Origin of the sequence: Paracoccus albus (assembly GCF_027913035.1) — a bacterium.
Taxonomy (GTDB): Bacteria; Pseudomonadota; Alphaproteobacteria; order Rhodobacterales; family Rhodobacteraceae; genus Paracoccus; species Paracoccus albus.
Genome location: NZ_CP115775.1, coordinates 1442103 through 1458216 on the forward strand (window position 1 = coordinate 1442103; position 16114 = coordinate 1458216).

General features: G+C 61.2%; 16 protein-coding genes. 7 read left to right on the forward strand and 9 right to left on the reverse strand.

All coding sequences use genetic code 11. The annotated features are described in order from the left end of the window. Positions 1-4: 4 nt before the first annotated feature. The 6 genes from PAF20_RS07205 to PAF20_RS07230 all read left to right on the forward strand — a co-directional run bounded on the left by PAF20_RS07205 (position 5) and on the right by PAF20_RS07230 (position 6308). On the forward strand, positions 5-904 hold the full coding sequence (locus PAF20_RS07205) for a 3-hydroxyacyl-CoA dehydrogenase NAD-binding domain-containing protein (protein ID WP_271073028.1): 900 nt from the start codon (positions 5-7) through the stop codon (positions 902-904). A 3-nt stretch (positions 905-907) separates the two neighbouring features. After that, positions 908-1921 carry a cyclase family protein gene (locus PAF20_RS07210; protein ID WP_271073029.1) on the forward strand — a complete coding sequence of 338 codons (1014 nt, stop codon included), beginning with the start codon at positions 908-910 and terminating at the stop codon, positions 1919-1921. Between the two features lie 5 nt (positions 1922-1926). Further along, positions 1927-2172 carry a hypothetical protein gene (locus tag PAF20_RS07215; protein WP_271073030.1) on the forward strand — a complete coding sequence of 82 codons (246 nt, stop codon included), beginning with the start codon at positions 1927-1929 and terminating at the stop codon, positions 2170-2172. 119 nt (positions 2173-2291) lie between these two features. Further along, complete coding sequence (locus tag PAF20_RS07220; protein WP_271073031.1) at positions 2292-2963, forward strand: ABC transporter ATP-binding protein; 672 nt, start codon at positions 2292-2294, stop codon at positions 2961-2963. Further along, positions 2960-5281: an ABC transporter permease gene (locus tag PAF20_RS07225; protein ID WP_271073032.1), complete on the forward strand. Its 2322-nt coding sequence runs from the start codon at positions 2960-2962 to the stop codon at positions 5279-5281. The genes PAF20_RS07220 and PAF20_RS07225 overlap by 4 nt, the downstream gene beginning before the upstream one ends. After that, positions 5274-6308, forward strand: a complete 1035-nt coding sequence (locus PAF20_RS07230; protein WP_271073270.1) for a lipocalin-like domain-containing protein — start codon at positions 5274-5276, stop codon at positions 6306-6308. Before PAF20_RS07225 ends, PAF20_RS07230 begins: the two co-directional genes overlap by 8 nt. Before the next feature lie 21 nt (positions 6309-6329). Here the strand turns inward: PAF20_RS07230 and PAF20_RS07235 are convergent, their stop codons facing one another. From PAF20_RS07235 to PAF20_RS07270, 8 genes are all read right to left on the reverse strand, one after another. Continuing rightward, the gene (locus PAF20_RS07235) at positions 6330-7019 is read right to left on the reverse strand and encodes an ABC transporter ATP-binding protein (protein WP_271073033.1); all 690 of its coding nucleotides are present in this window, start codon (positions 7017-7019) and stop codon (positions 6330-6332) included. Beyond that, complete coding sequence (locus tag PAF20_RS07240; protein WP_271073034.1) at positions 7016-7768, reverse strand: ABC transporter ATP-binding protein; 753 nt, start codon at positions 7766-7768, stop codon at positions 7016-7018. Before PAF20_RS07240 ends, PAF20_RS07235 begins: the two co-directional genes overlap by 4 nt. Next, positions 7761-8744: a branched-chain amino acid ABC transporter permease gene (locus tag PAF20_RS07245; RefSeq protein ID WP_271073035.1), complete on the reverse strand. Its 984-nt coding sequence runs from the start codon at positions 8742-8744 to the stop codon at positions 7761-7763. Before PAF20_RS07245 ends, PAF20_RS07240 begins: the two co-directional genes overlap by 8 nt. Position 8745: 1 nt before the next feature. Beyond that, a complete protein-coding gene (locus tag PAF20_RS07250; RefSeq protein WP_271073036.1) occupies positions 8746-9666 on the reverse strand; it encodes a branched-chain amino acid ABC transporter permease in 921 nt (306 codons plus the stop codon). 64 nt (positions 9667-9730) lie between these two features. Next, positions 9731-10885 (reverse strand): ABC transporter substrate-binding protein, encoded by a 1155-nt coding sequence (locus tag PAF20_RS07255; RefSeq protein WP_434802945.1) that lies wholly within the window; start codon positions 10883-10885, stop codon positions 9731-9733. A 44-nt stretch (positions 10886-10929) separates the two neighbouring features. Then, entirely contained in the window at positions 10930-12570 is a 1641-nt protein-coding gene (locus PAF20_RS07260) for an AMP-binding protein (protein WP_271073037.1), read from the reverse strand. Positions 12571-12690: 120 nt separating this feature from the next. Next, the gene (locus PAF20_RS07265; RefSeq protein WP_271073038.1) at positions 12691-13515 is read right to left on the reverse strand and encodes an alpha/beta hydrolase; all 825 of its coding nucleotides are present in this window, start codon (positions 13513-13515) and stop codon (positions 12691-12693) included. Beyond that, the gene (locus PAF20_RS07270) at positions 13512-14402 is read right to left on the reverse strand and encodes a tryptophan 2,3-dioxygenase (RefSeq protein WP_271073039.1); all 891 of its coding nucleotides are present in this window, start codon (positions 14400-14402) and stop codon (positions 13512-13514) included. Before PAF20_RS07270 ends, PAF20_RS07265 begins: the two co-directional genes overlap by 4 nt. A 132-nt stretch (positions 14403-14534) precedes the next feature. On the opposite strand from PAF20_RS07270, the gene kynU reads away from it, so the two are divergent. Then, on the forward strand, positions 14535-15773 hold the full coding sequence (kynU, locus tag PAF20_RS07275) for a kynureninase (RefSeq protein WP_271073040.1): 1239 nt from the start codon (positions 14535-14537) through the stop codon (positions 15771-15773). Between the two features lie 24 nt (positions 15774-15797). On the opposite strand, the gene PAF20_RS07280 is transcribed toward kynU, so the two are convergent. After that, positions 15798-16085: a DUF1330 domain-containing protein gene (locus tag PAF20_RS07280; protein WP_271073041.1), complete on the reverse strand. Its 288-nt coding sequence runs from the start codon at positions 16083-16085 to the stop codon at positions 15798-15800. Between the last annotated feature and the right edge of the window lie 29 nt (positions 16086-16114).

Genomic DNA, 16114 nt, shown 5'->3' on the forward strand with positions numbered 1-16114 from the left:
GAGGATGCAACGTCTGGTCATCATTGGTGCTGGTACGATGGGCGTGCGCATTTGCCGGCATTTTTCGACTACGGGGTTCAATTGCGCCCTGATAGATCCGGTGCCCGAGGCGCTCGGCACAGCACGGGTGGAACTGCGCGAAGGGAACGAGATCACTTTCGCTGCAAATCTGGACGATTTACGTACCGAGTGGAAAGATGCCGCTGTCGTGATCGAGGCTGTGCCCGAAAGGCTGGACCTGAAACGGCAGGTCATTGCGGATCTGGAACGTTTTTTCACAGCGGATACGATCATAGCGTCCAACACCTCGGGGCTGGCCACTGCCGAGCTGACATCGGGTATGGCCCATCCTGAACGTTTTGTAATCACCCATTTCTTCAACCCGGCCGATCTCATCCCGGCGGTAGAGGTGGTTCCCGCCGAAGCGACAAAGGCAGAGACGACACAGCGCATCGCCACAATTCTGGCCGAAACAGGGAAGCAACCGGCCATCCTACAAGCCGACATCCCCGGCTTCATCGCCAACCGCCTGCAGCATGCCATGTTGCGAGAGTGCTTTCACCTGATCGAACGCGGCGTGGCAGACGCGCAGACCATTGATACGGTCACACGATATTCCATCGGCGTACGACTTGCGCTGAACGGACCTTTGATGCAGCGGGATCTGAACGGGCTGGACACGCATCTGAACATCGCGAGATACCTTTACCCCGATCTCAGTACCCTTCAGAGGCCACCCGAATTGCTGGAGCATAAGGTCGCACGCGGCGAGACCGGGCGTAAGTCGGGCATCGGTTTCTACAACTGGGATGACGCGCAGAAGGCGCAGGCCGACGAAAAGGAACAGCTGCTGGACCAGCTTGTCTCGCTGGTATCTGCGCAGAATACAGGATCAGGAGTGTAGGACATGCCTGAATGGGTAAACAGGCCCGAGGGTTCCAACTGGGGCGATTTCGGCGCGGACGACCAGTTGGGAACGCTGAATTATATCGGACAGGCAGAACGCCTTGCGGCTGCCGCCACCATACGCGAAGGGCGCGCCTTCTGCCTTTCGCTGCCGCTGGACATCCCGGGAAAGCTGCGCCTGAACCCGCGCCGCCATCCGCCCCGCCTTGCGCCGACTTTTCTGGATGATACGCCATATATCAACTATCCGCTCAGCGAACTCGACCCAATGCTGCGCGATGTCCTCAGCGATGATCAGGTGCTTCTGTCCACGCAATATTCAACGCAGTGGGATTCACTGGCCCATGTCGGGGCGTTGTTCGATGCCGATGGCGATGGCGTCGCAGAACGCTGCTATTACAACGGCCACCGCGCGGGTGTGGATGTTCTGGGGGCCGAAGCAGAGGGAGATCACGCCTCCTTCGCGAAGAGACTCTCGGTCAGTGCGATGGCTGCCCAGCCGGTGCAGGGTCGCGCCGTGCTGGTCGATTTCACCCGGCACATCGGCACTGGTCGCACCATTGTCGGTTGCGACCTGCTGCAAGAGGTGATCGAGGCGCAGAATGTCGAGTTGCGCCAGGGCGACATTCTGATGCTGCGAACCGGCTATGCCGAGGCGCTGTTGGACATGCAGGACTATCCCGACCCCGACGGGCTGGAGCGGACAGGTGCTGTGCTGGACGGCACGGATGCGAAGCTGTGCGAATGGATCACTGACAGCCGGATCGCCGCGATTGCAGCGGACAACTATGCGGTGGAAAATCCGCACAGCGACCCCGCGACCTGTTGCCTTCGCCTGCCCCTGCACCATCACTGCCTGTTCAAGCTAGGCCTGCCTTTGGCAGAACTGTGGTACTTCAGGGAATTGGCCGCGGCATTGGAAGCCGCAGGCCGCTCTGAGATGTTCCTTACCGCACCACCGCTGTATCTGCCCGGCGCCATAGGCTCACCGGTAACACCGGTCGCCACGATCTGAGGCGGTTGGCCTACCGTTACCAGAGGCGTGACTGCGACAAATGGCAGTTGTTCTTCGGCCAGAAGCAGATGCTTGGCGGCCCCGCCCCTGTCCGGCGCTTTTTGCCCGATCTGATGGATCGCGTGCTGGCCGGCAAGATCGAACCCGGCAAGGTTTTCGATCTGGTTCTGCCGATTGCCGAGGTGGCAGAGGGATACAAGTCCATGGACGAACGCCGCGCCATAAAGACGATGCTGCGGGTCGAGGAATAATTGCGCAGCGGGGCCATTGGCTCTGGCGAACGGTGTGACATGGCCGTTAGGGTGACACGGGCGGGCCGGTTACTGGCCTGTCCGCAACCGATACGACCGCCCATATGATCGGCCCGGCCATGTTACACACCGCGATGGAACTGCACCACATTCGCAAAAGCTATGGTCGGGCCGATGGGCCTGTCGAGGTGCTGTCGGATGTCTCGTTTTCGCTTGCGCCGGGCGAAACCCTGGCTCTGACAGGCGAAAGCGGATCGGGCAAAAGCACGATCCTGCATCTTATCGCTGGGCTCGACCGGCCCGATGGCGGACGGATCGTCGTTGCCGGTGAGGAGATCACATCCCTGCCCGACCGCGCCCTTGCCCGGCTGCGCCGCCAGCATATTGCCCTGATCTTTCAGCAATATAACCTGATCCCCAGCCTGTCCGTCGCCGAGAACATCGCCTTTCATGCGCGCATGGCCCGGGGGCTGGACGAGGCCTGGGCCGAAGCCCTGACGGACAGGCTGGGGCTGGGCGAATTGCGCGACAGGATGCCGGATGAGGTTTCGGGCGGCCAGCGGCAGCGCGTTGCTATTGCGCGCGCGATGGCGCTGCGCCCCGCGCTGCTGCTGGCGGATGAACCAACGGGGAACCTTGACGAGACGACCTCGGATCAGGTGATGGCGGCGCTGCATGATCTGGTGGCCGAGATCGGCTGTGCGCTGCTGCTGGTGACGCATTCAGGTAAGATCGCAGCCGGGATGGACCGGCATCTGCATCTCAGCCACGGTCGGGTTGATCAGGCATGACCGGCGCGGTGCTGCTGGCCTTCTGGTCGCATTGGCGGCGCAACCCGCTGCAATTCGTGACCCTGATCCTTGGCATCGCCATTGCAACTGCGCTTTGGACCGGCGTGCAGGCCATCAATGCCGAGGCGCGCGCCAGTATGCAGGCTGCCACCCGCGGCGTAAGCGCTGCAAATCTGGCACGGCTTGAACGGCAGGATGGCGGCACTATACCGGTCGAGGTTTTTGTTCGCCTGCGCCGGGCCGGCGTGCTTGTCAGCCCGATTGTTCAGGGGGAATTCGAAGCCGTGCAGGAACGGTCGCTCATGCTGAGCGGTGTCGATCCGCTCACCGCGCCGGATGGGTTATGGCCCGACGGGGATTTCATGGAGGCGGCGGACAGGGCTGATACGTTATTCGTGGCGCCCAATGCCGGCATCCCGGACATGACCGAAGATGCAGCCGTGCCGGATGGTCAGGCCGTCGCCGATTTGGAAACGGCCATGCGTTTGCTTGGGCGAACGGGATATGATGCGCTGCTTGTGATTTCGCCACAGCCCCTTAACGCCCCTGATCCGCAGCAAATCGTCCCCGGTCTTTCCCTGATCCAGCCTGCGGCGGCTTCCGCACCTGCGGCGCTGACAGACAGCTTCCGACTGAACCTGACCGCGTTTGGCGCGCTTTGCTTTCTGGTCGGCCTGTTCATCGTGCGCAGCACCATTGGCCTTGCCCTTAGCCAGCGGCGGCGCGCCATTGTGGTGCTGCGGGCTTTGGGCGCACCGGCAACGACGCTCGCGCTGCTGATCCTGCTGGAAATGACCCTGATTGCCGCAGCGGCAGGGGGGGTGGGTGTTCTGCTGGGCTATCTGCTGGCCAGCGGTCTGATGCCCGGTGTGGCGGCAACGATGGACGGCATTTACGGCGCGCAGACCGGCTCTGCCGTGTCGCTGCGCCCGGTCTGGTGGCTGGGCGGGCTTGGCATGGCCGTTGCTGGCACATTGCTCAGTGCGGCGGGACCGATGCTGGCGATGGTGCGCAATCCCGTGACAACGCCCGCCGGATATAAGACGCGATGGTGGCTGCTGCCCCTTGGATGCGTCCTGATCGTCTCAGCGGCAGGCCTCGCCCGGTGGGGCGATGGGCTGCTTAGCGGCTTCGCGACCATTGCGGCCCTTCTGCTTGGCGGTGCGGCGCTGATGCCTGCGATATTGGCCGGTCTGCTGCATCTTCTGCGTCGGCGCACAAACGGGGCCATTGCAAGCTGGACAGTGGCAGAGGCGCGCAGCCAGATCCCGCAAATATCGCTTGCCATGACAGCATTGTTGATGGCCCTTGCGGCGAATATCGGGGTGTCCACGATGGTCGGCAGCTTCCGGCAAAGCTTTACCACATTCATAGATCAGCGACTGGCGGCGGAAATCTATGTCGCGACACCCGATGGAGCGGCAGAGCTGGAGAACCTGCTTGATCCGGATGAGCGTTTGCTTCCGCTCTGGTCCATCGACGCCTTGGTGGCAGATCAACCCTCGGAGATTTACGGCGTTGCCGACGACCCGACCTATCGCGGATGGTCGCTGCTGACCGGCGGCACAGAGGCATGGGCTGCCATTCATGAAAACGCGGCGATCATCAACGAGCAGCTTGCCTATCGTGCCGGTCTGTCTGTGGGCGATGAAATTACGCTACCCGACGGGACGAGCGAGATTGCAGGCATCATTGCCGACTACGGCAATCCGCTGGGAAAGGTATATATCTCTGACGAAAGACTGCGTCAGATCGCCCCCGATGAGCCGATCCTGCGCCATGCCGTCCGCACAAGCGATCCAAAATCGTTACTCGACCGGCTGGAAAGCGCAGGAATTGCGCCCGATCGCATCGGCACGCAGGACGAACTCAAGGCAGCCTCCGTCCAGATTTTCGAACGTACCTTCGCGGTCACCGCAGCACTGAATGCGTTGACGCTCGCGGTCGCCGGCATTGCCGTTCTGACATCGCTGCTGGCAAGCGCCGATGCGCGGGTTCCGCGCCTGACGCCGCTCTGGGCGATGGGGGTCAGGCGACGGACGTTGTCGCTGCTGGAACTGGCGCGCGTATCGCTGATTGCCGCGCTCACCTCGGTCCTTGCGCTGCCGCTGGGGATTGCGCTGTCGTGGTTGTTGCTTGCCGTGATAAATGTCGAGGCTTTCGGCTGGCGTCTTCCTTTCCGTGCTGATCCAGTCGGCTGGTCCGTGCTGATCGCATTGGGCATCTTTGCCGCTATGCTGGCCGCGTTATGGCCGGCATGGCGGCTGGCACGCATCTCTCCACGTGCATTAAGCGAGGTCACGACATATGATGGATAGGCGCGGCTTCATTCTGGCCCTTTTGTCCAGCGGTCCCGCCTATGCGCAGGGCTTTGCCGGGCTAGGGGCGGATGCGAACGGTTTTGCCCTGCCCGATGCGCAGCAACCGATTAGCTTCCCGCGCGACCACGGACCTCACCCGGATTACCGCATAGAGTGGTGGTATCTGACCGCCCCCCTGCAATTCACCGATGGAACGCCGCTTGGCATTCAGTGGACCCTGTTCCGCATCTCTCTGGAACCGCCGTCCAAGGGCGGCCGACAGGTGCCGCAGGTCTGGATGGGACATGCCGCGCTCACCACACGCGACCGGCACCTGTTCGCGGAACGCTTCGCCCGTGGCGGGACGGGACAGGCGGGCGCGACCGGAAAATCCTTCGAGGCATGGATAGATGAATGGCAGATGGCAGGCGAGACCCCGGACAGGTTAAGCCTGACCGCAGGCGGCACCGATTTCAGCTATGATCTGGAACTGATCGCAGAAGGCCCGCTGATCCGGCACGGCGCAGAGGGCTATTCCCGCAAGTCGGCATCGGGGCAGGCAAGCTATTATTACTCGCAACCCTTCTACCGTGTGCGGGGAAAGATTGACCTCGGGCAAGGGGCACGAGACGTCTCCGGACAGGGCTGGCTGGACCGGGAATGGTCCAGTCAGCCTCTGTCAGCGGATCAGGCAGGATGGGATTGGTTTTCGCTTTTCCTTGCGGACGGGCGCAAGCTGATGCTGTTCCGCCTGCGCGGGTCCAGCGAGTACCGATCCGGCACGCTGATCGCGGCTGATGGCACGACGACCAGCCTTGGCACTGACCAGATCAAGCTGACCGCCGGCGATAAGGTCAAGGGTATCCCCACGGCTTGGCGCGTAGAGGTCCCGCATCAAGGCATTGATCTGCAGGTCGAGGCGCTGAACCCCGGCGCCTGGATGGGCACACGGATTTCCTATTGGGAGGGTCCGGTGAATGTGAATGGCAGCGCCACCGGTCGCGGCTATCTGGAGATGACCGGTTACGAATGGGGCGGCAACTGACACCCGCGTCACATCAGCCCATCATACACCCAGATATTGATCGGTCACTTCAGGGCTGAGTGCGCCGATATCACCCTGCCAGACTGTTTGCCCGCGTTCCAGTATGACCGCCCTGTCAGCGACAGAGGATATCTCCTTCAGCGACTTGTCCACCAGCAGGATCGACAGCCCCTGTGTCTTCAGCTCGTTCACGCCAGCCCATATTTCCTGACGAACGACCGGGGCCAGCCCCTCTGTCGCCTCGTCCAGAACCAGCAGGCGCGGATTGGTCATCAGCGCCCGCCCGATCGCCAGCATCTGCTGTTCACCACCCGACAGGCTGGCCGCAATCTGGCCCATGCGTTCTTCCAGCCGCGGAAACAAGCGGCAGACACGCTCCATATTCCACGGGCCGGGACGCGCGGCGACGGTCAGGTTTTCCTGCACCGTCAGCGGGCCGAAGCAGCGCCGCCCCTCTGGCACAAGCCCGACACCAAGGCGGGCGACGACCGGCGCCGTCAGCTTTTCCAGCCCCCGACCGGCAAAGCGGATGGTCCCGCCGCTATGGTGCAGCAACCGGCTGATGCAGCGGATCGTGGTGGTCTTGCCCATGCCATTTCGGCCCATCAGGGCAACCACGCTGCCCTCGTCCAGCGTCAGGTTAACGCCAAACAGCGCCTGCACCGGACCATAGCCCGCGGTGACTTCGTTCAGTTCCAGCAGCGCGCTCATGCCTCTTCCCCAAGGTAAGAGCGGCGCACTTCCGGATTGGCGCGGATTTCCGCCACAGAACCCGAGGCGATGATGCGTCCATAGACCAGAACCGAAATACGGTCAGCAAGGGCAAACACGGCATCCATATCGTGTTCGACCAGCAGGATTGGCGCATCGGCTTTCAGTTCCGACAGAATGCCGGTCAACTGCCGCCCGCCCTCTGCCCCCATGCCTGCCATCGGCTCATCCAGCAGAAAGGCGCGCGGACGCAACGCAAGCGCCATCGCGATTTCCAGCTTGCGGCGTTCGCCATGCGACAATTCGGCTGCAGCCAGATTGGCACGCTCGGCCAACCCGGCCTGTGCGATATAGTCGCGTGCGGGGCCGGTCATGCTGTCATCCATCAGCGCCGGGCGCAGGAAGCGATAGACGCTGCCTTCGCTACCGGCCACGGCGAGCATGACATTCTGTAATACGGTGAAGTCCGGAATGATCGAAGAGACCTGAAAGCTGCGGGCCAGTCCCAGCCGCGCCCGTGCCGGGGCCGTCAATTCGTTTATCGGCTGACCCAGAAAGCTGATCGCGCCACAATCGGGCCGGATCTCTCCGGTGATCTGCTTGATGAGGGTCGATTTGCCCGCACCGTTCGGTCCGATCAGCGCATGGATCTCTCCCGGACGCAGGGTCAGGCTGACATCATCCGTCGCCTTCAGCGCACCGAAGCTTTTTGACAGGCCGTTGATTTCCAGAACCGCGGCGTCAGGCATGGCGCTTCCTTCCGCTCAGCAGTCCGATCAGCCCGCCCGGCGCGAACAGCACGATCACCAGCAGCATCAGGCCCAGCAAAGCCTGCCAGTATTCACTGACACCACCCAGGACATGTTCCAGCAGGATATAGATTCCCGCGCCCGCGACCGGCCCGCACAACCGCCCGACCCCGCCGAGGATGACAAAGACCATAATCTCACCCGACATGTGCCATGACAGCATCGTCGGGCTGACAAAACGGTTCAGATCGGCGTAAAGCGCCCCCGCCAGCCCGGTTATCATGCCAGACAGCACAAACGCCGTCAGCAGCACGGCGTAGGGACGAATACCCACGGCCTTGCTGCGCTGACTGTTCTGACGCACGGCCTGCAATGCGAGGCCATAGCGCGATTGAGTGATGACCGCCGTGGCGATCAGTGCCAAGGCCAGCAGCGTGGCGCATATGGCGAAATACTGGATCGGGGCGAATGTGTTCATGACGGGGAAATTGTTGCGGACATAGAAGCTCAGCCCGTCTTCGCCGCCATAGCGCGGCCAGCTGATCGCAAAGTAAAAGATCATCTGGGCGAAGGCGAGCGTCACCATGATGAAATAGACACCGCTCGTGCGCTGCGACAGCGCCCCGATAACAAGTGCCGCCAGGCCCGATGCGATCATCGCAATTGGCCAGATCACCAGCATGTTGTTGCTGCCCGCCAGAAAGGCAAAGATCGGCGTTCCATTCGCCGCATGGCTGGCAAGGATACCGCAGGCATAGCCGCCGATCCCGAAGAACGCCGCATGTCCGAATGAAATCATCCCGCCGTAACCAAGCGCGAGGTTCAGCCCGACCCCCGCCAATGCGAAAATCGCGGCCTTCGTCGCCAGCGTCACGGTGAAGCCCTGCCCCGACAGATGCGCAAAGACGGCCACCGCTACCAGAACCGTGAAGATCAGCAGGTTGATCCATGTTTCGCGTGTGAATGCCTGCCCCATCTCAGACCCTCGCCCCGAAAAGGCCCTGCGGCCGCACAATCAGAACCACGGCCATCAGGATGTAGATGAGCATCGAGGCCAGCGAGGCGCCGATGGTGTTCGCGCTCGACACATCCATGAATTGCGCGAAGAAACCCGGCAGCAGCGCCTTGCCGAGCGTATCGGTCATCCCGACCAGCATTGCGCCGATAAGCGCCCCCTTGATAGAGCCGATCCCGCCAATCACGACGACAACGAAGGCAAGGATCAGCACGGGTTCACCCATCCCGACCTGCACCGACTGGATTGACCCGACAAGCGCGCCCGCCAAACCTGCTAGTGCAGCGCCAAGCGCAAAGACGACCGTGTAAAGCCGCGCAATGTCGATACCGAGCGCGGCGATCATTTCGCGGTCCGCCTCTCCTGCACGAATGCGGATTCCAAGGCGGGTGCGGGAAATCAGCAGCCACAGCCCCACCGCAACTGCAGCACCGACCGCGATGATGACCAGCCGGAACAGCGGGTATTGCAGCCCACCGGGCAGCGTCACCGCGCCGGACAATGCGGGCGGCAGATTAAGGTAAAGCGGAAAGGAGCCGAAAACCCATCGCGTGCCCTCAGAGAACACAAGGATCAGCGCGAATGTGGCCAGCACCTGATCCAGATGGTCACGCGCGTACAGCCTGCGGATCACCAATACCTCGATAATCGCGCCCGCCGCAGCCGCAGCCGCAAGGCTCGCCAGCAGCCCCAGCCAGAACCATCCGGTCGAGGCCGCGACGGTCGCACAGGCAAAAGCCCCCACCATATACAACGAACCATGCGCCAGATTGATCAGCCCCATGACGCCGAAAACCAGCGTCAGCCCGGCCGCCATCAGAAACAGCATCATTCCGTATTGCAGGCCGTTCAACGCCTGCTCGGCCACCAGAAGCACCGGCATTCCTTCCGCGTCAATTTCAATCAGGCAATGCGGGCCAGCGTGCCGGCCGGCCCGAAATGCTCAATCACATGCTGCATTCGCCCGCATAGGCGTCGGCGTGATCGGTCAGCACCGGCTCTACGATCTTGTTGGTCAGCACATCGCCTTCCTTCACCACCTCGCGGATATAGAAATCCTGAATCGGGTGCTGGTTCGGGCCAAAGCTGAACTTGCCGCGCACACTGTCGAAATCAGCCTCGGCCAGTGCGGCGCGGAAGGCGTCGGCATCGGTGATATCGGCCTTGCTCATGGCCGACAGAAGCAGGTTCGCCGTGTCATAACCCTGCGCGGCATATAGCGACGGCAGCCGGTCATACTCGGCCTGGAAACCTTCGACAAAGGTCGCATTGGCCTCGTTGTCCAGATCCTTCGACCAGTTCGCCCCGTTCATCACGCCAAGCGCTGCATCACCGGCGGCCGGCAGAATGTCCTGGCTGAAGCTGAAGGCCGGGCCGATCAGCGGGATATCCACGCCGGATTCGGCATATTGCTTCATGAAGGCAATGCCCATGCCGCCCGGCAGGAAGAAGAACACGGCATCCGCGCCGCTGTTGCGGATCTGCGCGATCTCGGCGGCGTAATCTGTCTGGCCGACCTGGGTATAAACCTCATCCGTAATCTCGCCTTCGTCATAGAAGCGCTTGAAGCCGGTCAGGCTGTCCTGCCCGGCAGGATAGTTCGGCGCCATGATGAAGACCTTGCCGATCCCCGCCTTCTTGGCATAGGCACCCGCGGTTTCGTGCATATTGTCGTTCTGATACGAGACCGAGAAATATTTCGGATCGCAGCCCGACCCTGCCAGAGCAGAAGGCGCAGCATTTGTCGACAGGTAGAACTTGCCCTGCGCCACTGCCGCCGGCACCACAGCCATTGCCAAATTCGACCACACGATCCCGGTCAGCAGATCGACCTGATCGGACTGGATCATCTTGTCGGCGATCTGCACCGCCACGTCAGGCTTTTGCTGGTCATCCTCGATCAGCACCTCAACCTCGGACGCCGCATCGCCCGCCTGTTTCAGCGCCAGCATGAAGCCGTCGCGCGTGTCGATGCCAAGTCCCGCGCCGCCGCCCGAAAGCGTCGTTATCATGCCGACCTTGACCGGTGCCGCTACAGCGGTCGAGCCAAGCATCATCACAACAGCAGCTACGCCGCATGTCAGATAGGATCTGTTCGTCATTTCATGTCTCCCTGTTATCTTTCTTATCAGCTTACTGTGCCGATTTACGTCCGTCCTTCAAGCAGCCGGAAGCGTTGAATCTTCCCGCTTTCGGTCTTGGGCAGCTTATCAGTGAAAACGATGCGCCGGGGGTATTTATATGGCGCGATCATTGCCTTTACATGATCTTGCAGAACCTTGGTCATGCTGTTGCCGGTCTCCGCCCCCTCGCGCATAACGACATGCGCCTCGACAATCTGGCCACGTTCCGGGTCTGGTGCGCCGACCACGGCGCATTCCAGAACCTCGGGATGTGCCAGCAGCGCGGCCTCAACCTCTGGTCCGGCGATGTTATAGCCCGATGACAGGATGATCCCGTCATTGCGGGCAGCAAAATGGAAGTAACCGTCCTCGTCCTGCAAGAAGGTATCGCCGGTCAGGTTCCAGCCATCCAGCACATATTCGGCCTGCTTGTCAGGATCGGACATATAGCGGCAACCGACCGGCCCGCGCACGGCCAGCCTGCCCTGTTCACCACGCGGAAGGTCCTGCCCGTCGGGACCGATGATCTTCGCCTCATAGCCCTTCAGCGGCTTGCCTGTGCAAGCTGCGTGGCTGTCGCCGAAACGGTTCGATATGAAGATATGCAGCATTTCCGTTGAGCCGATGCCGTCCAGCAGCGGCTTGCCGGTCTTTTCAATCCACTCGTCATAGACCGGTGCCGGCAAAGTCTCACCCGCCGACACCGCCGCACGCAGGCTGGACAGGTCTGCGCCTTCCTCCATCGCTTGCATCATCACGCGATAGGCCGTCGGCGCGGTGAAGCAGATCGTGGCCTGGTGCTTCTCGATAATCTCGATCATATTCGGCGGAGAGGCTGTTTCCAGCAGCGCCGCCGAGGCACCGAAGCGCAGCGGAAAGATCGCCAGACCACCCAGCCCGAACGTGAAAGCCAGTGGCGGAGAGCCGACAAACACATCCTCCGGCTGCACATCCAGCACTTCCCTGGCATAGGCATCCGCGACGATCAGCAGATCGCGGTGGAAATGCATCGTCGCCTTCGGCTCACCCGTCGTGCCGGATGTAAAGCCAAGCAGCGCCACATCGTCGCGCCCGGTCCTGACCGCTTCGTAAAGCACCGGCTTTGTCAGGGCGCAGCGGTCAAGTTCAGCGTCGTGATTGGCAGTGCCGTCAAATCCCACCACGGTTTCCAGAAACGCGCTGTCTTTCGCCGCGCGCGTCAGCTCGTCCATCAGCCGCGTATCGCAAAGCGCATGGGTGATCTGGGCCTTGTTGATGATCTTTGTCAGCTCACCCGTCCGCAGCATCGGCATGGTGTTCACCACCACCGCCCCGACTTTCGTTGCCGCAAGCCAGCAGGCCACCATCGCCGGATTGTTGGGCGAACGTATCAACACGCGATTGCCCGGCTTGACCCCGTAATCCTCGACAAGTGCGTGCGCGATACGGTTGGTCCAATCCGTCAGTTCCTTATAGGTTCGGATACGGCCATTTCCGATCAGCGCGGTGTGATCGCCGAAACCCCGCTCAACCATGCGATCGGACAGTTCAACCGCAGCGTTCAGATATTCCGGATAGGTAAACTCACCCAGTTTCAGTTCCGGCCACAGATCGGGCGGTGGCAGGTTGTCGCGTGCAAAGCTGTCAATATGTGCTGAAGGTCCAAGTGGTTGATTGCGCGCCATGACGTTTTCCTTCTGCCCGCAATGGGGCCGATATCCTGCGTATTAACCGCAAATCTGCCACAGGAGTGTTATTTATCAAACACAAAAATTTTAAATTCGAAAGAAAACCGCGCCTATTCGTCACGAACCCGGCAAAAAGGTCGGATCATGCATGATGATGTCATAGTGATGCTTGCCGTGTTGCAAATCAAAGCTGACCTCAACGCCGGCCTTGCGCAGATGCTCGGCATAGCTTCGGCTCTGCCGGACGAATTCGGCGGTGTCGCGTTCGCCCACCGTGACGCGATAGCGGGGGCCGCGCAGCGGCACCATGTTCAGCGGGGACAGCGTTTCGATCTCACCTTCCGTCAGTTGCAGCGGATCATTCACCGTCATCAGCGAAATCGGTTCCAGATCGAAGACACCGCTGATCAGAATGGCATCTGTGACCGTTATCCCGGCTTCGGACAGCGCCGCCCCTTCAAGCCCCAACAGCGACGCAACCAGATGCGCCCCGGCGCTGTGTCCGGAAAGGGTCATCCGCGCGGGATCAAAGCCAAGCTCTGCCGCCTGCCCGGCCAGCCAGATCAGCGCATCGCGGCATTCCGCGATCATGTCGCCCAGCCGGGCCTTGGGGGCCAGCGTATAGTTCAGCGTCGCAAATGCCTGCCCCGCAGCCAGCAGCCCCGGCGCCATACCTGCACTTTGCCGTTGGCTCAGCGCCTGCCAATAGCCGCCATGAATGAAGACATGCAAAGGCGCGCCGGACCCAGCTGCCGGAAAATAGTCCAGAACATGCGCAGACGACGCCCCATAAGACAGGCTTTCCTGCACCGAATGGTTCTCGCGCACCTCCCGGCTCAGCGCGTCATAGGCGGCAAGATAGGGACCGAAATTACCGCCGATCATAGAGCTCGGCTGGTATTCCCGCTCCAGCTCCTCTGCCGTGAACCCGCGATAGTTCATTTTGCCCTGCCCCTCTGCACAAGCTCGGTCCGCAGATCATACAGGTCATGGAAGAATTTCAGTTCGAGCGCTTTTTTCAGAAAGGCCACCCCGCTGGAGCCGCCGGTGCCCGGCTGCATCCCGATCACCCGTTCAACCGCCGTCGCATGATCAAAGCGCCATCGCTGGAAAAGCGTTTCCATATCCATCAGTTTTTCGCCAAGCGCATAGAGATCCCAGTAGCGGTCAATATCGCTGTAGATCGTCACCCAGATCTGCACGATCCGCGGATCACCGGAATAGGGCTGTGAAAAATCCCGCTCCAGCAGTTCGTCTGGCACATCAAAACCCTTGCGCGCCAGAAGCATGATAACCTCGTCATATAGCGACGGTTTGGTCAGCGCCGCATCCAGCATCTCCATCACCTCCGCGTCGTGCCGATGGACTTTCAGGGTCGAGGCATCCTTGTTTCCCAGAATGAACTCGATCTGCCGGTAACCATAGCTTTGAAATCCCGAAGAACTGCCAAGCGCATCGCGGAAGGTCAGATAATCGGCGGGTGTCATGGTCAGCAGCGTTTCCCACGCGCCGATCAACTGGCGCTGAATAGCCTTGATCCGGTCTATATTCTTCATCGCCGGACCAAGCTGGTCCAGTTGCAGGAAACGGCGCGTTTCGACAAGCTGGTGATGCATCAGCTTCAGCCACAGCTCGCTGACCTGATGAATGATGATGAACAGCATCTCATCGGGTTCCGCCGGGTCCTGAAAGGTCTTCTGGATGTTCAGCAGCGTCTTGAGTTCAAGAAAATCGCCATAGCTGCTGCGATGCTTGGTGGCGAAATCCGTAACCAGCGAATCCTCGACACCGCGCTGCAAAAACCTGTCGGGTTTATCGTTTTCTGCCATAGCTTCCTCCGCCGTCAGCCGCGCTGTTTGGGGAACCGTCCCGGCACCAGATGCGCGTTCACCGAAAAAATTTGACGTCAACTCAGCCGGTTGTAAAGCTTGTCTCTGACGAGCCGGAAAAGGAGCGGTGATATGCTGTCGAGACAGGATTGCGCGAAGCTTGACGAACAAGACGAGTTGGCCGGGCTGCGCGACCGTTTTCACCTGCCCGAAGGCGTCATCTATCTGGATGGCAACTCGCTCGGCCCCCTACCGAAGGGGGCTGTCGACACGCTGACCCGCACCATTCATCAGGAATGGGGCGAAGGGCTGATCCGAAGCTGGTCAGAGGCCGACTGGTTCACCCTGCCCGAACGGCTGGGCGACCGGCTGGGCGGGCTGATCGGTGCGGCGGCGGGGCAGATCGTGGTCTGCGACGGCACCTCCATCAACATCTTCAAGGCGTTGAATGCGGCAATGGGATTGCGCCCCGGTCGTGACGTGATCGTATCGGAACAGGGCAGCTTTCCGACAGATCTCTATATGATCGAAGGGGCGACCGGCGCTGCGGCGGGCTATACCACCCGCCTGCTGGGCCGCGACAGCGACAATCTGGCCGACCTGCTGGATGAGCGCGTCGCGGCTGTGCTGCTGTCGAACGTCGATTACCGCACCGGGAGGCTGATGGATATGGCCGCCACGGCAAAGGCGGTGCATGATGCGGGCGCGCTGATCATCTGGGATCTGTGCCATTCCGCCGGGGTTGTTCCGTTAAAGCTTGACGACAGCCAGGCCGATTTCGCCGTGGGCTGCACCTATAAATACCTGAATGCGGGACCGGGTGCGCCCGCCTATATCTACGCCGCGACGCGCCATCAGGATCAGGCGCGTCAGCCGCTGTCTGGTTGGTGGGGCCATGCTGCGCCCTTCGCGTTCGAAAGCGGCTTCCGCCCGGCAGAGGGGATCAAGCGCTTTTTGGTCGGCACACAGTCCATACTTGGCCTGAAGGGTGTGGAGGCCGCGCTTGATGACTTTGACGATGTGGATATCGAAGGCATCCGCGCCAAAAGCCGCCGGATGGGTGACGTGTTCATCGAACTTGTCGAACAGCATCCCCACTGCGCGGGCCTGCGTCTTGTCTCACCCCGCGAAAGCGATCAGCGCGGCAGTCAGGTCGCCTTCGATTTCGACAATGGCTACCCTGTCATCCGCGCGATGATCGAACAGGGCGTGATCGGCGATTTCCGCGAACCGGGGCTGATGCGGTTCGGTCTCGCGCCGCTTTATCTAAGCTGTGCAGAACTGTTCGACGCCGTTCAGGTGATGGGCGATTGTATGCGCCGGCAGGTCTGGACCGATCCGAAATACCAGACGCGCGAGGCCGTCACCTGATCCGGCCTACCCCGACGCGGACGATCAAACACCCTCGACAATGGTAATCTGCGCGATCCCTGCCGCCTCGCGGTGACGGCGCGCATTCTGATAGGTGGGCGAGTTATAGCATTCCAGTGCCTGCGCCATGCTGTCGAATTCGATCACGACATTGCGCGGATGCCCCTCTCCCTCCAGCTGCTCTGCCTTGCCGCCGCGGGCAAGGACACGGGCACCGAATTCACGAAACGCTTCGGACGCGCCTTCGGCATAGAGTTTGTAGGGCTTCGGATCGGTCACGGTGACATGGGCAATCCAATAGGCTTTCGGCATGATGCTCCTCCCAAATGGGGCCGGCCCGG